The organism is Clostridium sediminicola (assembly GCF_050402865.1).
GTDB classification, from domain to species: domain Bacteria; phylum Bacillota; class Clostridia; order Clostridiales; family Clostridiaceae; genus Clostridium_AF; species Clostridium_AF sediminicola.
On record NZ_BAABMF010000001.1, the window covers coordinates 77,044 to 96,282 of the forward strand.

Annotated in this window: 18 protein-coding genes; 15 read left to right on the forward strand and 3 right to left on the reverse strand. The window is 31.2% G+C overall.

Annotated features, from left to right (window positions below):
• Window positions 1-43 precede the first annotated feature (43 nt).
• From ACQ3F0_RS00345 to ACQ3F0_RS00400, 12 genes are all read left to right on the forward strand, one after another.
• Window positions 44-1,345 (forward strand): PTS ascorbate transporter subunit IIC, encoded by a 1,302-nt coding sequence (locus tag ACQ3F0_RS00345; protein WP_428862995.1) that lies wholly within the window; start codon window positions 44-46, stop codon window positions 1,343-1,345.
• Window positions 1,346-1,442: 97 nt separating this feature from the next.
• Window positions 1,443-1,748, forward strand: a complete 306-nt coding sequence (locus ACQ3F0_RS00350; RefSeq protein ID WP_428862996.1) for a PTS sugar transporter subunit IIB — start codon at window positions 1,443-1,445, stop codon at window positions 1,746-1,748.
• Window positions 1,749-1,775: 27 nt separating this feature from the next.
• Entirely contained in the window at window positions 1,776-2,240 is a 465-nt protein-coding gene (locus ACQ3F0_RS00355) for a PTS sugar transporter subunit IIA (protein WP_428862997.1), read from the forward strand.
• 56 nt (window positions 2,241-2,296) lie between these two features.
• On the forward strand, window positions 2,297-3,325 hold the full coding sequence (locus ACQ3F0_RS00360; protein ID WP_428862998.1) for a uroporphyrinogen decarboxylase family protein: 1,029 nt from the start codon (window positions 2,297-2,299) through the stop codon (window positions 3,323-3,325).
• Between the two features lie 176 nt (window positions 3,326-3,501).
• A complete protein-coding gene (locus tag ACQ3F0_RS00365; RefSeq protein ID WP_428862999.1) occupies window positions 3,502-4,209 on the forward strand; it encodes a FadR/GntR family transcriptional regulator in 708 nt (235 codons plus the stop codon).
• Between the two features lie 22 nt (window positions 4,210-4,231).
• Entirely contained in the window at window positions 4,232-5,593 is a 1,362-nt protein-coding gene (locus tag ACQ3F0_RS00370; RefSeq protein ID WP_428863000.1) for an acyclic terpene utilization AtuA family protein, read from the forward strand.
• A 2-nt stretch (window positions 5,594-5,595) separates the two neighbouring features.
• Entirely contained in the window at window positions 5,596-5,904 is a 309-nt protein-coding gene (locus ACQ3F0_RS00375; RefSeq protein ID WP_428863001.1) for a DUF4387 domain-containing protein, read from the forward strand.
• 17 nt (window positions 5,905-5,921) lie between these two features.
• The gene (locus tag ACQ3F0_RS00380) at window positions 5,922-6,824 is read left to right on the forward strand and encodes an ABC transporter permease (RefSeq protein WP_428863002.1); all 903 of its coding nucleotides are present in this window, start codon (window positions 5,922-5,924) and stop codon (window positions 6,822-6,824) included.
• 23 nt (window positions 6,825-6,847) lie between these two features.
• Window positions 6,848-7,726: a carbohydrate ABC transporter permease gene (locus ACQ3F0_RS00385; protein ID WP_428863003.1), complete on the forward strand. Its 879-nt coding sequence runs from the start codon at window positions 6,848-6,850 to the stop codon at window positions 7,724-7,726.
• Between the two features lie 93 nt (window positions 7,727-7,819).
• The gene (locus tag ACQ3F0_RS00390) at window positions 7,820-9,307 is read left to right on the forward strand and encodes an extracellular solute-binding protein (RefSeq protein ID WP_428863004.1); all 1,488 of its coding nucleotides are present in this window, start codon (window positions 7,820-7,822) and stop codon (window positions 9,305-9,307) included.
• 16 nt (window positions 9,308-9,323) lie between these two features.
• Window positions 9,324-10,484 (forward strand): ADP-ribosylglycohydrolase family protein, encoded by a 1,161-nt coding sequence (locus ACQ3F0_RS00395; protein ID WP_428863005.1) that lies wholly within the window; start codon window positions 9,324-9,326, stop codon window positions 10,482-10,484.
• A 12-nt stretch (window positions 10,485-10,496) separates the two neighbouring features.
• Window positions 10,497-12,599, forward strand: coding sequence for an ADP-ribosylglycohydrolase family protein (locus ACQ3F0_RS00400; protein ID WP_428863006.1), 2,103 nt, complete (start codon window positions 10,497-10,499; stop codon window positions 12,597-12,599).
• A 64-nt stretch (window positions 12,600-12,663) separates the two neighbouring features.
• On the opposite strand, the gene melA is transcribed toward ACQ3F0_RS00400, so the two are convergent.
• Window positions 12,664-13,962, reverse strand: coding sequence for an alpha-glucosidase/alpha-galactosidase (gene melA, locus ACQ3F0_RS00405; RefSeq protein WP_428863007.1), 1,299 nt, complete (start codon window positions 13,960-13,962; stop codon window positions 12,664-12,666).
• Window positions 13,963-14,100: 138 nt separating this feature from the next.
• Here melA and ACQ3F0_RS00410 point away from each other — a divergent pair, with 138 nt between their 5' ends.
• The gene (locus tag ACQ3F0_RS00410; protein ID WP_428863008.1) at window positions 14,101-14,910 is read left to right on the forward strand and encodes an AraC family transcriptional regulator; all 810 of its coding nucleotides are present in this window, start codon (window positions 14,101-14,103) and stop codon (window positions 14,908-14,910) included.
• 158 nt (window positions 14,911-15,068) lie between these two features.
• Window positions 15,069-15,839 carry a formate/nitrite transporter family protein gene (locus tag ACQ3F0_RS00415; RefSeq protein WP_428863009.1) on the forward strand — a complete coding sequence of 257 codons (771 nt, stop codon included), beginning with the start codon at window positions 15,069-15,071 and terminating at the stop codon, window positions 15,837-15,839.
• Between the two features lie 120 nt (window positions 15,840-15,959).
• Here the strand turns inward: ACQ3F0_RS00415 and ACQ3F0_RS00420 are convergent, their stop codons facing one another.
• Together ACQ3F0_RS00420 and ACQ3F0_RS00425 are read right to left on the reverse strand one after the other, a co-directional pair.
• Entirely contained in the window at window positions 15,960-16,913 is a 954-nt protein-coding gene (locus tag ACQ3F0_RS00420) for an AEC family transporter (protein ID WP_428863010.1), read from the reverse strand.
• Window positions 16,914-16,954: 41 nt separating this feature from the next.
• Complete coding sequence (locus ACQ3F0_RS00425; protein ID WP_428863011.1) at window positions 16,955-17,269, reverse strand: DUF6951 family protein; 315 nt, start codon at window positions 17,267-17,269, stop codon at window positions 16,955-16,957.
• A gap of 470 nt (window positions 17,270-17,739) precedes the next feature.
• Between ACQ3F0_RS00425 and putP the strand changes: the two genes are divergently transcribed.
• Window positions 17,740-19,221: a sodium/proline symporter PutP gene (putP, locus tag ACQ3F0_RS00430; protein ID WP_428863012.1), complete on the forward strand. Its 1,482-nt coding sequence runs from the start codon at window positions 17,740-17,742 to the stop codon at window positions 19,219-19,221.
• Window positions 19,222-19,239 lie beyond the last annotated feature (18 nt).

A 19,239-nucleotide genomic window follows, 5' to 3' on the forward strand; every position in this document is an offset into this window, starting at 1 on the left:
TTTATTTTAATTTATAAATTACTATAAAAAAAGGAGTGTTAAAATGCAAACATTATTAGACATTGTATTAAGACAGATTTTAGGTCAACCATTTTTATTAATCTCAATTATAGTTTTTATAGGCTACATTGCTATGAAAATGCCAATGACAAAGGCAGTAAGCGGCTCCATTAAAGCTGGTGTTGGTGTACTGGCTCTTGGAATAGGTGCAGGACAACTTATTGGGAATTTCGGAAAGCTTGTTACAGCAATGAATGAAAATTTTGGAGTTTCAGGGGTACTATTAGATACATATTCAACAATGGTCGCATGTAATGATAAGTTAGGAGATTTTGCTTCTTGGTCTATTTATACTATGTTAGCAGCATTTATAGTAAATATTATTTTGGTTATATTTAGAAAATACACAAAAATTCGTGCGGTATTTTTAACTGGTAATGTTATGCTTGTTCAAACAGCTATTGCAACTTATATAGTTTGGAGATTCTTGCAAACTGGTATGATAGCAACAGTTTTAATAGCTGGTACTATAACAGCTTTATATTGGGGGATTTTCTCTACGATACTTATCAAACCTACTAAGGAAATTACAGGAGCTGATTTTACAATTGGTCACCAACAAATGTTAGGAAGTTACTTAGCTTATAAATTTGGTGGATTATTTGGTAAAGCAGAAGATGATGTTGAAAGAATTAAGCTTCCAGGTTGGTTAAATATTATTCAAGATAATATAGTAGCATCAGCTATAGTATTCTTTACTTCTGTAATCATAATTTTCTTCGCAATAGGTGGCGAAGGCGTTGCTGAAATGTCTGGTGGAAAAAATATAGTTGTTTATGCTATACAAACTGCTTTAACTCTTGCAGCAAGCGTATACGTATTATTAACTGGTGTTAGATTATTCGTTGGTGAGTTAATGATGTCTTTCCAAGGTATATCAAATAAACTTCTTCCAGGTGCAGTGGTTGCAGTTGATACAGCAGCAATATTCGGATTTGCTCCAAAAGCTGTAATGTTAGGATTTGTATTTGGTGCAGTTGGTCAAATATGTGGTATCGTAGGATTGATAGTTTTTAAAGCTCCTATATTAATAATTCCAGGATTTATTCCATTATTCTTTGATAATGCAACGATAGGGGTATTTGCAAATAAAAAAGGTGGTTGGAAAGCTGCAGCAGCATTACCTTTTATGTCAGGATTAATACAAATATTTGGTACAGCAGTTGTTGCTGGGTTAATGGATATTGGTTATTGGCAAGGAAGTTTTGACTGGGCAACAGTTTGGCTTGGAATTATCGGAATATTGAAACTAATCGGAAGCGCTTTAGGAATTGCTCCAGTTTAGGATAAGGAATAAAGTTATATTTTACATTGATTTTATGGTGCTCTTAATAAAATAGGAGCACCATAAAATACAAAAATAAATTTAAAAGGAGAATATTATGTTAAGAATATTATGTGTATGTGGAAATGGAATGGGAACTAGTACAATTTTGAAGATAAACGTCAGCACTATATGTCAAGAATTGGGAATAGAGCATCATATAGAATCATGTTCAGCAGGGGAAGCAACTACTTTTGCTATGCAGACTGACTTATTAATAACAAGTCCAGAATGGGAAAGAATGATAATGATTCCGCCTCATGTAAAAGTTGCAACTACGCTAAATTTAATTGATACAGTAGCAATGAAAGAGTTGATTTTGAAGGCTTGTAAAGAACATTTTCCAGAGGAATTAAACAAATAATATTTATTTGACGGAAGGAATGATTTTATGCTTAAAGAGCTATTAATGAACAATGCCCTAATAGCTACAAATGTTGAAGTGGATAATTGGGAGCAAGCAGTAAATGTGGGCGTAAAAATATTAGCAGATGCAGGTTTTGCAGAGATGAGATATGCTGATGCAATAATTGAAGATACAAAAAAAGCAGGAGCATATTACGTACTTGCTCCTGGAATATCTCTTCCTCATTCAAAGGCTACTGCAGGAGTGTTAAAAATCGGTATATCTATTATGACTTTAAAAAAACCAGTTGAATTTAATCACGAAGTTAACGATCCAGTTGATATAGTAATTACACTTTGTGCAAAAGATAATAAATCGCATATAGATATGATGACAGAAATAGTAGCAGTTCTTATGGCACCAAACAGTTCAGAAAGAATGAGAAAATGTAAAAATAACTCGGAGATGCTAGAGTTGATTAACAGTATTATTGAAGAGAGCTCAAAATAAAGATTTGAAAATGACTTTGATAAAACATATATTTAGTAGGTAAGGTTGGTGGAAGAATGACGGGTTATGAGATTATTAAAGGTAATGTTGAGTTTACAAAACCTGAAAGAATAGGTATTAGGTTTAACAGGATAGGTAATGTCAGCGATGTATTTAGAATATTTGTACAAAAACCAAGAAAACTTAGAGACGATGAACATGTTAATATGCTAAAAAAACCTAGACCAATACCAGGGAAAATTGATGAATGGGGATGTTTTTGGGACTCATCAGATAGTAGTGGAGTAGATATGGGACAGGTTACTGAAAGTCCAATAAAAGAGTGGGAAGATTTTGAGGATTATAAAATGCCAGATCCTCATGCAGAAGGAAGATTTGATAATCTTGAAGAAGCACTAAAAGAAGCAGAAGAAAAAGGATTGTATGTTCAGTTAAATAGTCCACATTGTATTTTTGAAAGAATGCACTTTTTAAGAGGATTTGAAAACACATTAGTTGATACTATGATTGATAAAGAAAATATTGAAATATTAGCAGATAAATTAATGGAATATCAGATAGGTATAATTGAAGAGGCTTATAAACATGGAAAAGGCAGAATTCATTGTTATGACACAACTGACGATTGGGGTTCCCAACAAGGATTACTTATTCCCCCGCCTATATTTAGAGAGGTATTTAAACCACGTTATAAAAAAATAGTAGAAGCTGCACATAAAGCAGGAATGCATGTAAGATTTCATACTGATGGTATGATTACTGAAATTCTTCAAGATTTTATTGATATTGGTATAGATATATTAAATATACATCAGCCTAGATTGGTAGATATCGATGAAGTTAGTAAAATTGCTAGAGGTAAAATATGTTTCGAAGCTGCTGTTGATATTCAAGCAACTTTACCTACAGGAGATAAAGATTTAATCAAAGCTGAAGTCCAAGAATTGGTTGAAAAGTGGGCTACACCAGAAGGCGGTCTTATTGGTGTAGAATATGGATATCTCTCAGCTATTGGTACTACTAAAGAATCTATGGAATATGCATTAGAATGTTTCATGGAGCTTGGAAAACTAAAGAATGAATAAAATTGAAATTAATTATAATAGAAGTGCATATGTGCACTTTTATTTTTTTTGACTAAGTTAAATGGAAATTATTGACAGTAAATAAATGGTAATATATAATTAAATTGTTAAACAATTAAACTGTAGAACAATTTAACTATGAATAAAAGATGTTTCCAAGAGTTTGGAGGGTGAATATGAAATTCAAAAATATCAAATCAATTAGATTATCAGATAAAGTGGCAGAAGAAATAATTATGATGATAGAAAATGGACAACTAAAACCTGGTGATAAATTACCCACTGAAACAGTTCTTGCTGAGAAAATGGGAATAAGTAGAGGTATTTTGAGGGAAGCTTTAACTATTTTGCAATATAAAGGATACATAAGCAGGAAACCTAAGGATGGAACCTATATTAGGGAACTTTCAGAGAGTAACTTTATAAATAATTCTTTATTAAAGTCTTTTAAAAGGGCAACATATAAAGACTTAATTCAAATGAGAGAAGCATTGGAGCAAAAGGTAGTAGAACTGGCAGTTAAAAGTGCCAGTGATAAAGAAATTGAAGAGATGGAAGAATTCTTGACAAATGTTAATTTGAGTGATGATAAAAACTTGTTAGATTATAATTTTCATTTGAAGTTGGCTGAACTTTCTAAAAATATTCTTCTCATTAATTTTATTGATATTTATTATGACTTAATACGTGAGTTAGGAGAAAGTAGTTTTAGAAATAAAAAGAGAAGGAGTGAAGTTATCCAAGAGCATAAATATATTATTCGAAAAATCAAATCTAGGGATGAAGATGCAGCTAAAGATGCAATAATGAAGCATTTGAGTATGGTTGAAAAGTCTATAGAATGTATAGATATAAATAAAACTATAGACTTAGGGATTGTTTAAAAATAACCGAGGAGGCGAGATTTTGGAGAAAGAAGTAAAGATATTATCGCCCTGTGGTATGCTTGGGTATGGTTTTCCAGAAAAATCATTTCTGGATGGTATAAATGAAAATCCTAATGCAATTGTTGTGGATGCAGGTTCCACAGATGCTGGTCCTCATAAGCTTGGGGCAGGTGTATCCATAGTGAGTAGACGAGCTGCAAAAAAGGATATAAAGATAATAATATCCCAAGGATTGCAGAATAAAATACCTGTAATAATTGGTTCTGCAGGAGGAGCTGGAGCGAAACCCCATGTAAATTGGACTTTGGATATTATTGAAGAAATATTAAGAGAAGAAAGCTTAAAGGCAAAAATTGCAGTTATTTGGGCAGATTTTTCCCAGAAGAAAATTGATAATGCTTTAAGAGAAGGAAGAATATCACCTTTAGGAGATGGAGTAAAGTGTCTCACAAATGAGATTATTTATAAAACTAATAGTATTGTTGCTCAAATGGGACATGAGCCAATATTGGAAGCTTTGAAAAATCAAAGTGACATTATCCTTTGTGGAAGAGCATATGACCCTTCACCTTTTGCAGCGGTTGGAGCTTATTATGGTATGGAACTAGGTTTGTCTTATCATTTAGGCAAGATATTAGAATGTGGAGCTCTTTGTGCAGAACCAGGTACTACAAAAGACTGTATCATGGGAATATTAACAGAGAATGACTTTAGAGTAAAAGCTTTAAATCCTATAAGAAAGTGTAGAGAAACAAGTGTTGCAGCTCATACTTTCTATGAAAAAGAACATCCTTATATGCTTAATGGTCCAGGTTTTACATTAGATTTAAGTAAATGTGAATTTAGAGAAGTTGAAGATGGTGTGGTACAAGTACGTAATAGCAGATTTATAAAATCTGAGGAGTACTTTATAAAACTTGAAGGTGCAAGGAAAGTTAGTTACAGAACACTTGCGTTAGCAGGAGTTAGAGATCCAATTCTTTTAAATTCTATTGAGGAAGTAGAAAAATTGGTGGTAGAGCAAGTTTACCAATACTATAAGGAAATTCCTAGACAAAAATACAAAATAAACTTTTATAACTATGGAAAGAATGCTGTTATGGGAAACAAAGAAATTGAAGTGTTTAAAGGTCACGAGATAGGTACTTTATTTGAAGTAGTTGCAGAGACACAAGAACTTGCATCAAGTATATGTGCAACGGTAAGATCCACCTTTCTACATTATGGGTATGAGGGAAGAAAATCAACAGCAGGAAATTTAGCATTCCCATTTGCACCAAGTGATATTGAATTTGGACCAGTATACGAATTCTCAATATATCATTTGATGAAGGTTAAAAATGGAATGGAGCCTTTTAAAATTGAATATTTATGGAGGTAATCATGGTGTCATTATTTGAATTGGCTAAAGTTTTAAGAAGTAAGAATTCAGGACCTTTTGAACTAACACTTGATGTTCTCTTTGATAATAAAGAAAATTATCTAAAAGTAAAGAACTCAGGAAAAATAAATGTGGATACCATTTGTCGATTATATAACATTACTGCAGAGAGAGTATGTAGGATAGTATTTTTTGATAAAGCATTGGGATTTAAAATTACTATTTTAAGAGATGTATCATCAGGAAGTGTAGGAGATAGGGATGTATATGGAGCACAACAGCATGCTCCATTAATGAATCTTGAGATTTAGAGGGAGGTAGAGTAGTTATGCAATCTAGAAATAATATTAAAAGAATAAGGAAAGATTGGCTATTATACGTTATGCTCCTTCCATCAATTATTTACTTTATAATTTTTCATATAATCCCATTATTCGGGATGGTATTAGCTTTTCAAGATTACAGAATTATTGGAGATAATATATGGGTAGGTTTGAAGCACTTCAGAGTCTTATTTAGTTCTCCGGCTTTTTTTAGTGTATTAAAAAATACAGCAATCATCAGTACAATGAAAATAGTCTTTTGCTTTCCAATACCAATAATATTTTCACTATTAATAAATGAAGTTAGAAGTACTGGTTTTAGAAAATATGTTCAATCAGTTGTATATTTACCCCACTTTTTATCCTGGGTTGTTATTGCTGGGATATGGATTAGTCTTCTTAGTCCTTCTGGTGGAGGTATAAATATTATACTTAATTTTTTCCATATGCCATCAATTGATTTCCTTACAAGTAAAGGAAGCATAAGATGGGTATTGGTTTTCTCAGAAATGTGGAGGAGTTCTGGATGGGATTCCATCATTTATTTAGCTGCTATTATGAAAATAAGTCCCTCTCTTTATGAGGCAGCATACATGGATGGTGCTAAAAGGCTTCAGCAGATGAGATATATAACCTTGCCAGAATTAAAACCAACTATTATAACAGTTTTTATCTTAAACTTGGGATTCTTTATGAATGCAGGTTTTGAACAAGTTATAAACTTAATGAATGATTCCGTAATAAGTGTTGTAGATATTTTAGATACGTATGTATACAGGATTGGTTTATTGAACGGTCAATATGCATATGCTACAGCAGCCAGTTTGTTTAAAGGAGTGATAGGTGTGGTATTGATATTTGGTACACATATTTTATCAAAAAAATTAACTGGAAAGGGAATATTCTAGGGTATATTACTAGGAGGGTTAAAATGAAAAAGATAAAATGGTCTTCTGTAATTATATATTCGGTTTTATTTTTTATTACACTCACTATGTTAATTCCAATTTTAAATATTTTGGCTCTTTCTTTGACTGATCCTGTGAATGCGCATAAGATGAGAGGTTTAGATATACTCCCAAAAGGATTGTCATTTATAAATTATAAAGTATTGTTTTCAAATCCTCAGATTGGGAAAAGTATTTTTAATTCAATATTTATCACTGCTACAGGAACCTTTATAAATTTATTACTAACAGCAATGTCAGCTTATGTTTTGACAAGGCCCAAATTGGTTGGTAAAAGATTTTTCACAGTACTATTAATAATAATAATGGTATTTCAACCAGGCATGATTCAGGAATATTTAGTAATAATGAAGCTAGGGCTTATAGATAAATATTTATCAGTAATCTTATACAAGGCTGTAAACGTTTATTATCTTATTATATTAATGAGGTTTTTTGAAGATGTACCAGAGAGCATTATAGAAGGGGCAATGATTGATGGTGCAGGGCACGCTACTATATTTTCCAAAATAATGCTACCTTTGTCTAAGCCTGCTATTGCAACTTTAGGTTTGTTCTATGGAGTATTCCACTGGAATGAATTCTTTAAGGCATCAATATATTTGAATAGTAGGTCTAAATGGCCACTACAACTTGTTTTGAGACAATTTGTTGTGGTAAAAGATACTACGGCAATGTTGGGAGTTAATAGTTTGCTTTCTTATAATGATATGGCTCAGCTAGATTACGTTTCACTCCAAGCAGGAACAATTATACTTGCTATAGTACCATTATTGGTTTTCTATCCTTTTATTCTAAAATATTATGCTAAGGGAAGTTTTGAAGGTGGAGTTAAGGAATAGGTATAAGGTTATGTTTTATATTATGGCTCTGTTTTAAAGAATAGCCAAAATCATTAATCCATAACTTAATATATAAAAATTAGGGGGTAAATTATGAAAAAAAGACTTATTGGTATCATAACCGCTGTAGCTTTAATGTTTAGCCTTGTTGCTTGTGGTGGAACACAAGAGACTACATCAACAAATGATGGGAAATCAACCAATGATGCAGCCGAAACTAAAGAACCTGTAACAATACGTTTGGTTATGAAGGATGAAGGTCCGTCGAATCCGACTGCGGTAGCTTATTTTAAGCAATTAGAAAAAGACTTGAAAGAGAACGAAAATCTTGACATAAAAATTGAACTTATAGACATGCCTGAAGGAAATTATGCTGAAAAACTTAACTTGATGCTTTTAAGTAAGAATATTCCAGATATTATTTACTTCCAAGGTGGAGATAAGCAAATTGCAGACCAAGGATTACTTGAAGATTTAACTCCATATATCGAAAAGTCAAAGAATATCAAAAATATAATGCAACCGTATAACACAGAAAGAATGAAAAATTACCCATATTTATTATGGATAAAACCTCTTTCACAGAAGATACCTGTTATAAGAAAAGATTGGTTTGACAAAATGGAAACTGCAGATGCTTTGATGAAAGATCCATCTATTGATAATTACTATAATTTCTTAAAAGAGTTAAAGACTAATACTCCTGGAGGAGAAGGAAAACCTTCATATGGAATAACTGTTGCAGGAAAATTATTGGAAATAGATAGCATATTTGATATGGCTTTTGGAAATACAACTACTTGGTTAAAAGGTGAAGATGGAAAATATGTTTATTCTTTAGTATCTGATTCTGAAAAAGAAAAACTTACTTTCTATAACAAACTATACAAAGAAGGTATTTTAGATCCTGAGTATACAACTAAGAAATGGGATACTAAGGAAAAAGCTTTTTATGATAGTGAAGTTGGTGTTATATCAGGAACTTCAGGTAAAGTAGTAGATATTTATGATGGAAAAATGAAGAAAGCTAATGATACAAGTCTTGTAGTACTTCCACCAGCAAAGGGAAAAAGTCAGGGATTTGGTGCAACTGATGTAACAAAAGAAACAAGAGGAATAGCAATATCTGCTTTGTCTGAAAACAAAGAAATAGCTTTCAAAATACTTGATTATCTTGCAAGTACAGAAGGACAAATGTTAGACAGACTTGGATTCGAGAACGAACATTATAAAGTTGTTGATGGAAAAATAGAATTAACAGAAAAAGCTCAGGAATGGTATGCTAGGTTCTGGGAACCTAATGAATTCAAACCTTCAATACCATTAAAGTCAGGATTACTTGGTGAGCCAGGTCAAAAATCTCTTGAGTCAACAGGAGAGTATTATAAAAAAGATATAAACTTCATGATTCCAGAAGAATTTACAGCAAAATGGGATGCTATGGAAAATCTATACAAAGAGTATTCTGCAGATATTATAACTGGTAAGAAGCCAATAAATGATTTTGATAAATTTGTTCAAGAGTGGTATAAAGCTGGTGGAGAAGAAATTACCGAATACGCAAATGAAAATTTAAAATAGTTGAGGGGGATGAATAATGATTACTTTTCAGGAAAGAGTAAGAGGTGTTGTCTTAGCCACAGCCTTTGGTGATGCTATAGGAGCCTCTATAGAAAAGCTTAGTTATGAGGAAATTAAAGCCAAGTATGGAAGAGTTACAACTTTAGATACAAAGTGGTATAAAGAAGAGTTTCCACCTGAGCAGAGATTAAACCGTATAAGGGGCAGAGGCATTATAACTGATGATACATTAATGACTTTGGCGCTTATGAGAGTTTATAACACTAAGAGAACACATATAGACTCTTTTGATATGGGTAATGAATTTGTTAAGGAGATAGCGTTCAGACCTACTTATATACCAGAGTTTGGCAGGCAGGCTTTGATAATTGATAGGCTTTTCTATCCTGAAAAGTATATTTTTATTCGTCACGTACTTTCAAACTGTGATCCTAGGGAAGGGGGTATTGGCAACATGGTCAATTGTGGTGCTGCAATGTACATTGCACCAATTGGGGTTGTCAATGCCTGTAACCCCAAGGCTGCTTATGATGAGGCAATTTCCTTTGCTATGGGACATCAATGTAGCTATGGTTTAGAAGCAGCAGGGGTGTTAGCGGCATGCGTTTCTAAAGCATTTGAAAAAAATATTAGTGTAGAAGATATAATTGAAGTTGCTATTTCTTTAGCTAAAGATGGAACTAAAAAAGCAATTAAAGAACTTACAGATGCAGCAAGAGAATTAAAAGTCAATAAAGATGATAAGGATAGAATAGTAAAGAGTTTTCATAGTATTTTAGCAAAATATTCTCCTATGGGAAACGATATTTCTAGAAGTATTGATAAGGTTGGAATTCCCACAAATCACTATACTCAAAGTAGAATATTCAGTATAGAGGAGCTACCTATAGCTTTAGCTTATATAATTTTGAATGATGGTGATTTTTACGAATCTATAATAGATGGAATAAATTCAGGAAGAGATACAGACTCCATAGGTGTAATGATTGGAGTGATTTTAGGGGCAATGCATGGTTATACAATAATGAAAAAAAGTGATATTGACATGCTTGAAAAGGTAAATAAATTAGATTTAATGGAAAGCGCTGATGAATTCTGCAGTGTTTCAAAAGATATAATTGAAATGGATATTAGAGAGAGCGAAAAGAAAAAAAATTTAATAAAGGCTATTCTTTAGGAGGTATTCAGTATGATTCCTACAAATTATTTAGAAAAGGTTTATGCTGGTTTTTTAGGAATGAATATAGGTATAAGACTAGGTGCGCCTGTAGAACCAACCTCCTGGACTTATGATAGAATAAAAAAAATTTACGGTGATATCAAAGGTTACGTAAAAGATTATAAAAATTTTGCTGCTGATGATGATGTCAATGGACCTGTATTTTTTATTAGAGCTCTTTATGATGATGCCAGTGATAGAGAACTTACTTCTGAGGATGTTGGAAGAGCTTGGCTTAACTACTCAAGAGAAGGAGTAGGAATGTTCTGGTGGGGTGGAGAAGGCGTAAGTACTGAACATACAGCTTTTCTTAACTTAAAAAAAGGAATAAAGCCTCCTATTTCTGGCTCAGTTGATAAAAATGGAATAGTTTTAGCAGAACAGATAGGTGGACAGATATTTATAGACACTTGGGGACTAATTTGTCCGGATAATGTTTTAAAGGCTACCCAATATGCAGAAAAAGCAGCTAGTGTATCCCATGATAAAAATGGGTTATATGGAGCACGATTTATAGCAGCCTGTATTGCAAAGGCATTCTCAGCAGAGAATATGGATGAAATATTAGAGGCTGGTTTATCAGTTATTCCAAAAGGGAGTAACTATGCAAAGGTAGTTAATGCTGTACAGAAATTTTCAAAGAGTAATCCAGCAGATTTCATGCTTTGTAGAGAATATTTGGAAAATAATTGGGGCTATGATAAGTACCCTGGAATCTGTCATATAATTCCCAATGCAGGTGTATGTGCATTAGCTTTAATATATGGTCAGGGTAATTTTGGAAGAACTATTGAAATAGCTACAATGTGTGGCTGGGATACTGATTGTAATGCAGGTAATGTTGGTACAATAGTAGGAGTTTTTGCTGGATTAGAGGGAATACCTGATTATTATCGAAAGCCTATAAATGATTTCATTGTAACCTCTAGTGTTGTAGGGTATCTAAATATAATAGATGCACCAACTTTTGCAAAGGAAATAGCTCTGCTGGGATATAATCTATCTGATGAGGAAGTACCTAATGACTTATTGAAAAGTTATAGAGAGGGAGAGATATATTTCGATTTTGAACTTCCAGGAACTACTCATGGATTTAGAACATCTAACAGATTTAAAACATTGATACGGCATAGTTTTGAAAAGGGATATAATAGTGACGGATCACTTGAAGTAATATTTGACCGAATGGTAGAGGGTGATTCCAGTAAGGTATTTTATAAACCATTTTATAGAAGAAGTGATTTTGAAGATGAAAGATATAAACCTACTTTTGCACCAAAAGTTTATTCAGGGCAAAAGGTATCTATGAAAGTTTTTCTAGAAAAGTGGGAGGGTAGTGAGATAATAATTACTCCTTTTGTTAGAAATACTTTTAATAATGAAGAAATTAAATTAGAAAATTTAATTATTGAAAACAACATATGGAACCTTATTGAATTTACTGTTCCTGATACTAAAGGTGCATTAATAGATGAAGTAGGAATAATTATAGAGTCTCCTTCTCAAAGAACTAATAGGGCATTGGGGCGATTATTTATAGATGATTTTAAAGTTTATGGTAAATCCAAATACTGTATTGATTTTTCTAAGCAGTCGAATGAGTTTTTATGTGTTACTCCATTTTCTCACAACAAAGGGGAGTGGACTATAGAAAATAATTGGATGAAATGCGTATCTTATAATGAATGTTCTGCTTATACAGGAAATTATTTTACCAAAAATATTAAATTAAAAGCTAATGTAATTGCAATAAATGGATATAGTCATAATTTAATGTTTAGATCTAAAGGAATTCAGCGATATTATTTAGCTGGATTTGATGGGAAAAATAAAGTATCCTTGATTATAAATGATTTTGGCTACACTAGGTTAGTGACGATACCTTATAAATGGGAGTTCAATAAGAAATACAATTTTGAAATAGAGGTCCAGAATGAGAATATTATATTTAGTATTGACGGTAAAAAGGTAATTGAACATAAAGATAGCACCTGGAAGAGTGGAATGTTTGGTGTTGCTCTTCTTGAAAAAGGAGAGTCTGCAGTATCATTCTTTAATGTTGAAGAAATATAGAAAATATGAAGACTGTTTATATAATATTCAAACACCCAACAGAAAAAGCAGTTGGGTGTTAAAATTATTTATATTCAGGAAGCCAGCTTCCATGAGCTTTTATTAAATCATCGCATAAAGATTTTATATCATCTATACTTAATTCAGCAGATGTATGTGGGTCAAGCATGGCAGCATGATAAATGTGCTCTTTTTTTAAAGTTAAAGCTGCTTCAATGGTTAAAAGGTGAACATTTATATTTGTTCTATTTAGTGCAGCTAATTGAGGAGGAAGATTGCCTACATAGCAAGGGGTAACTCCACTTCCATCAATTAAAAGAGGAACTTCTACAACTGCTTCACTTGGAAGATTAGGGATCAGGCCAGTATTTAATACATTTCCTCCAATTTTATAAGGTATATTTGTTTCCATAGCTTCAATAATATAAGATGCATACTCATTAGAACGAGTATGTTCTATTGTGTGATTTGCCAAAAGTTCATCTCTTGTTTTTTCCCAGTTTTCTATTTGTCCTATACATCTTCTAGGATATTCATCTAAGGGAATATTGAATTTTTCTATAAGTTCTGGATACTTATTTTTTATGAAATAAGGCATATATTCTGCGTTATGTTCACTTGATTCAGTAACATAATAACCAAATTGTTTCATAATTTCATATCTTACCATATCATCATGTTTTTCTTTTCTATTAATGGCTTTCTCTTTAATCTTAGGATAAAGATCTTTACCATTTCGTTTTACTTCTAATAACCATGCCATATGATTTATACCAGCAATTTTTGAATCTACATTATTTTCATCAATTTTTAGTCCTTGGAGTAATTTAGGAACACATACTTGTACACTATGGCATAAACCTATTGTTTTGATAGGTGTCCCTCTTAACATTGCGCCAGTTAGTATTGACATTGGATTTGTGTAATTTAATAGCCATGCATTAGGACATACTTCTTCCATGTCTTTTGCAAAATTTAGCATAACGGGTATAGTTCTAAGTCCTCTAAAAATACCACCAATTCCAATAGTATCAGCAATGGTTTGTCTAAGACCATATTTTTTTGGTATTTCAAAGTCAGTTATTGTACAAGGATCATACCCCCCAACTTGAATAGCGTTTACTACATAGTCAGCGTCTTTTAAAGCTTCCTTTCTATCAGTATAAGTAACTATTTTTGCTCTACTAGCATTTGAATTTTCGTTTATACTTTGTAAAAGTAATTTAGATTCATTTAGTCTCTGAGAATCAATATCATATAAAGCAATGTGCGAGTTTTGTAGGGCAGGTGTTAACATGCAATCACCTAAAACATTTTTTGCAAAGATAGTACTTCCTGCTCCTAAAAAAGTAATTTTTGGCATACGTGAATCCTCCTTAATTTTAAGAAATAGCTATACTTTTATTTTAATTCATATACTATTAATGTAAATGTATGATTGTGAGACAAATATGTTATAATGTGAGATGAATATAAAAATATTTGTTAGGAGAATAAGTAAATGCTTGAACATATAAGGATTAACAGAATGAATCTAACTGATCTAGATATGTATCAATGTGGGTATGAAGAATGTGATAGCGGACATTCATATGGACCTGCAGTTAGAGATCATTATCTAATTCACTTTGTTGAGAAAGGGAAAGGAAAATTTCAAGTAAAAGGTAAGAGCTATGAACTTTCAAAAGGAGAAGGTTTCTTGATTTGTCCAAATGAAGTTACCTTTTATAAAGCAGATATTGAAGAGCCATGGAGTTATTATTGGGTAGGGTTTCATGGAACAAGGGCAGAATCTTATCTTATTAGAGCGAATTTAACTCAAAACTCTCCTATTTTTAATACGAATAACAATATTAAGATATTAGAAAATTTTAGAGAAATGATAAAAACAAAGTCCCTCATTAAAAGTAGAGAAATTCATCTATTAGGTCACTTATATATTTTTTTAGCACAACTAATTGAAAGTAGCATTGCTACAAAAGAATTACATGATGATGATAATAGAAAAGAGTCTTATGTAATAAAAGCTGTAGAGTATATTGAAAAAAATTATTCTCGAGAAATAAGAGTACATGAATTAGCAGATTTTATAGGTATTGATAGAAGTTATTTAACAAATTTATTTAAACAATTTTTGAATATTTCTCCTAAACAATTTCTAGTGCAATATCGAATAGAGAAGGCATGTAATCTAATAAAAAATACTAATTTGTCAATAGGAGATATTTCTCGTTCTGTTGGGTATGAAGATCAACTTGCTTTTTCAAAGATTTTTAAGAAAATAAAAGGCAAAGCGCCGACGAAATATTGAAAATTTCCTTTTCAATAAACCAATCATTGTAAATTCAAAAAAATTAGCAGAGTATTATAGAAGCCGTGATTAATGTCACAGACTTCTATTTTTTTTTCCTATATTATAAGTATAGAGTGGTAATAAATTAATGAAAATATATTAGGAGGAATTATTCTATGTTTTATGAGACTATTACAAAAGTGTCTGCAGCAGCAGAGGGCAAATCAAAATTTCTTAAGAAAAGCAAAGCAAGATACGTTTTAGCAGCAGCGTTAGCAGGGTTATATATAGGGTTAGGAATTGTACTTATTTTTAATGTAGGAGGATATTTGTCAGCAGCAGAATCACCTTTTACAAAGATTTTTATGGGAGCTTCTTTTGGTATAGCTTTGAGTTTAGTATTAATGGCTGGTTCTGAATTATTCACTGGAAATAATTTAATTATGACAATAGGGTCCTTAGAAAAGAAAGTTTCTTGGATGGATTCAATAAATGTATGGATATTCAGTTATTTTGGTAACTTGTTAGGATCTTTAGCTTTAGCAGCTTTACTAGTCTATTCAGGAACTGTTACTAAAGCACCTGTAGCTGATTTCTTTTTAAAAGTTTCAGCAGCAAAAATGAATGCTCCATTTATGGATTTATTATTAAAAGGTGTGTTATGTAATATTTTAGTATGTTTAGCTGTTTGGTGTGCATTTAAGATGAAAAGTGAAAGTGGGAAATTAATTATGACTTTCTGGTGTTTATTTGCTTTCATAACAGCTGGTTTTGAACATAGTATTGCTAATATGACAGTTCTTGGAGTAGGATTATTACTTCCTCATTCTGAAACTATATCATTAATGGGTTTTGCTAATAATTTAATTCCTGTAACTATAGGAAACATGATTGGTGGAGCAATTTGTATAGGATATGTTTACTGGTTCATTTCTAAAGATAAATAAGGGAAGGTGATTTATAGTGGGAATTAGAATGGATATTAAAAAAACATATATATTGGTGATTCTTCGAAATAAGTCTTTTTTTTTAGAGAATTTAGAGAATCCAATTTTGGATTCTCTAAATTAAACCCATTGTAGTGAAGTAAGTATCCAAATTCCAGTAAACAAAGTAAAGATTGAAATTGATGTTGAAAATACAATTATATTAGCAGCTACAGTACTATTACTATTCATAGCTTTTGCCATAATAAAGCTACTAACTGAAGTAGGAGAAGCAAATAATATAAAAATTGTTCCAAGTAATATACCGCTAAATCCTAATAAATGAGCAATAAAAGTAAATATTACTGGAAACATTACTATCTTAAAAAATGTTGCAATAAAAATTGGAGATAGATATTTTTTGAAGTTTGTAAATGTAAAGAATGCTCCAATACCTAGTAAAGAAAGTGGTGTTGATAGTCCAGATACAATATTTATAGATGATTGAATAAAACTTGGAATTTTTATATTAAGTAATGAAAAAACTAACCCTACTAGAATACCTAATATAAGAGGATTTTTAATAATATTTATTAAAACTGATTTGATGCTAAACTTTGAAGCATCAGGGTCGTAAATAGTCAAAATAAATATTGTTAAGACATTAAATAAAGGTACAGCCACAATTGTTAATAGTGCAGCTGTAGCCATTCCTTCATCACCAAACCAATTTTGGATGATAGGGTATCCGATTATTATAAAATTACTTCTAAAAGTACCCTGAATGACAGCTCCGATTACATCTCTCTCTTTAAAAACGATTTTTGCAATAATTATTGATAAGATGAAAGTTAAAAATAGCCCTACAAAACAATAAGTTAAAAAATATATGAATTTTTGATCAACAGCTTCATAAAAATTATAATTAGCAATTCTCTTAAATAGTGTTATTGGAATAGCTAATTTAAAAACAATTTTTGTAGAATAAGATACAAAAATATCATCGATAAACTTTTTTTGTTTTAGTATATAACCTATTGCTATAACAATAAAAATTGGTAGTACTACATTAACGCATAAAATAATATTATTCATGTTTCTTCTCCCTAGAGTTAAATATAATTATGTTTTCTATGTTATTCACTAATAAACTTCATTTCTACATCATGTGGCAGAGCTAGTCCACAAGATACTTCAATAGCTTTTATTATTCCAGATGCTACTGGACAAGCAGCGTGAGGGCAGTGATTTCTAATTATTTTGTATATTTCAGTATCACCGACTTTTCCAAAACATTCTGTAAATCCATCTACTTCTTTAATTTCTTTTTCTAAAGGCTTTAAAGAAGGACATTCTGTTTTAATTTCTATAATAGCATTTTGCATATCTTCTGAAGAAACATTCACTTCTGTATTGAATCCACATATACCTGCATTAATAATTAATTTCATTTAATAACCTCCTTAAGATTAAATATATTACCTTTTAAATATAAGGATATGTTGCCTTATAAATTATGCAACTAAATATTTAATATTGCTAAATTATATCATATAAATAGGTGAATTTAGTTTATAATTCAATATTTCTAAATAATTTAACACTAAAATAAAAAAAATGCTACTTATCTTTTTTGTGTGTGTTTGTATAATTATTAGTGATGATTATATTGAAAATATAAAATAAATGACATATAACAATATTAGTTTATTCATTTGTGTAATAAAAATCGAGCGACATAAATGCTTGAAAACCTTTTCAAAAGTATTATTGTAGCTGAATTAGTATTTTTGAATTGAAAGAATATTAGTACAAAAATGCAAGAGTGAAAAAATAAACTTTCAATTTCTGAAGAATTGTTTTATAATATTAATGTCGCATTATACAATACAGTGATAAAATATACAAGGGGGCATATTAAATGATAGAAATTAATACTACAATAATTATAATGTTCATACTATACTTATTAGTTATGATGGCAATTGGACTTATTTTTTATTTTAGAACAAAAAACTTGTCTGATTATGTTTTAGGGGGAAGACAATTAAACGGATGGGTAACATCACTTAGTGCACAAGCTTCTGATATGAGTGGTTGGCTTCTTATGGGATTACCTGGTTACGCATACCTTGCAGGAATGGAATCGATATGGATTGCCATCGGATTAGCATTAGGTACATATTTCAATTGGAAAATTGTTGCTAAGAAATTAAGAGCTTATACGGAGATAGCTGGAGATGCGTTAACTCTTCCAGATTATTTCTCTAACAGATTTAGAGATGATTCGAATATTTTAAGAATAATTTCAGCATTATTCATTTTAGTTTTCTTTTTATTTTATACAGCTTCAGGATTTGTTTCTGGTGCAAAATTATTTAGTACAGTTTTCGGCATGCCATATTTTACAGCACTTATAATTGGAACAATTGTAATAGTTTCATATACTTTTCTAGGTGGATTTATGGCAGTTTGTTGGACAGATTTTTTTCAAGGAATAATGATGTTTATTGCGGTATTGGTTGTTCCGGTTATTGGAATATTTAAATTAGGGGGAATTCAAGCAACTTCTTCTGCATTGAGTTCAGTAGATGTTAATTATTTGAGTTCGGTAATAGCATTAGATGGAAAGGCTATTTCTTTAATATCCATTATTTCACTTTTAGCATGGGGATTAGGATACTTTGGACAACCTCATATTCTAGCTAGATTTATGGGAATTTCATCTACTAAAGAAATAAAGAAGGCAAGAATAATTGCAATGGTCTGGGTTACAATTTCTTTAGCAGCAGCAGTAGTTATTGGAATGATTGGTAGAGTTTATTTAACAACAAACTTAGATGGTGCTAACTCAGAAAAGGTATTTATGTTAATGGTAAATAATATGTTTCATCCTGTTATTTCAGGATTCTTACTAGCTGCTGTATTAGCTGCTGTTATGAGTACTGCAGACTCTCAATTGCTAGTTACTGCGTCTTCTTTAACAGAAGATTTCTATAAAGTTTTGTTTAGAAAAGAAGCTAGCGAAAAAGAACTTGTTTGGGTAAGTAGGATTTCGGTTGCAATTGTAGCACTTATTGCATTTTTCCTAGCAACAGATGAAAGCAGTTCAATTTTATCTTTAGTAGCATATGCTTGGGCAGGATTTGGAGCTACATTTGGTCCGACAGTTATTATGTCTTTATTCTGGAAAAGAACAACAAGAAATGGAGCATTAGCAGGTTTAATAAGCGGTGGTATAGTAGTAATCATATGGAAACAACTATCTGGAGGAATTTTTGATTTATATGAGATAGTTCCTGGATTTATAGTTTCACTTATTGCTATAGTCATTTTTAGCTTAATTGATAAAGAACCATCTAAAGAAATTACAGATGAATTTGATAAAGTAGCATCTATTTAGAATTATGTATATTATATG

Excerpts from the sequence above, each read along its gene's own strand:
- ACQ3F0_RS00345 (WP_428862995.1), top strand. The coding sequence starts at position 44 with ATGCAAACATTATTAGACATTGTATTAAGACAGATTTTAGGTCAACCA.
- ACQ3F0_RS00350 (WP_428862996.1), top strand. The coding sequence starts at position 1,443 with ATGTTAAGAATATTATGTGTATGTGGAAATGGAATGGGAACTAGTACA.
- ACQ3F0_RS00355 (WP_428862997.1), top strand. The coding sequence starts at position 1,776 with ATGCTTAAAGAGCTATTAATGAACAATGCCCTAATAGCTACAAATGTT.
- ACQ3F0_RS00360 (WP_428862998.1), top strand. The coding sequence starts at position 2,297 with ATGACGGGTTATGAGATTATTAAAGGTAATGTTGAGTTTACAAAACCT.
- ACQ3F0_RS00365 (WP_428862999.1), top strand. The coding sequence starts at position 3,502 with ATGAAATTCAAAAATATCAAATCAATTAGATTATCAGATAAAGTGGCA.
- ACQ3F0_RS00375 (WP_428863001.1), top strand. The coding sequence starts at position 5,596 with ATGGTGTCATTATTTGAATTGGCTAAAGTTTTAAGAAGTAAGAATTCA.
- ACQ3F0_RS00380 (WP_428863002.1), top strand. The coding sequence starts at position 5,922 with ATGCAATCTAGAAATAATATTAAAAGAATAAGGAAAGATTGGCTATTA.
- ACQ3F0_RS00385 (WP_428863003.1), top strand. The coding sequence starts at position 6,848 with ATGAAAAAGATAAAATGGTCTTCTGTAATTATATATTCGGTTTTATTT.
- ACQ3F0_RS00390 (WP_428863004.1), top strand. The coding sequence starts at position 7,820 with ATGAAAAAAAGACTTATTGGTATCATAACCGCTGTAGCTTTAATGTTT.
- ACQ3F0_RS00395 (WP_428863005.1), top strand. The coding sequence starts at position 9,324 with ATGATTACTTTTCAGGAAAGAGTAAGAGGTGTTGTCTTAGCCACAGCC.
- ACQ3F0_RS00400 (WP_428863006.1), top strand. The coding sequence starts at position 10,497 with ATGATTCCTACAAATTATTTAGAAAAGGTTTATGCTGGTTTTTTAGGA.
- melA (WP_428863007.1), bottom strand. The coding sequence starts at position 13,962 with ATGCCAAAAATTACTTTTTTAGGAGCAGGAAGTACTATCTTTGCAAAA.
- ACQ3F0_RS00410 (WP_428863008.1), top strand. The coding sequence starts at position 14,101 with ATGCTTGAACATATAAGGATTAACAGAATGAATCTAACTGATCTAGAT.
- ACQ3F0_RS00415 (WP_428863009.1), top strand. The coding sequence starts at position 15,069 with ATGTTTTATGAGACTATTACAAAAGTGTCTGCAGCAGCAGAGGGCAAA.
- ACQ3F0_RS00420 (WP_428863010.1), bottom strand. The coding sequence starts at position 16,913 with ATGAATAATATTATTTTATGCGTTAATGTAGTACTACCAATTTTTATT.
- ACQ3F0_RS00425 (WP_428863011.1), bottom strand. The coding sequence starts at position 17,269 with ATGAAATTAATTATTAATGCAGGTATATGTGGATTCAATACAGAAGTG.
- putP (WP_428863012.1), top strand. The coding sequence starts at position 17,740 with ATGATAGAAATTAATACTACAATAATTATAATGTTCATACTATACTTA.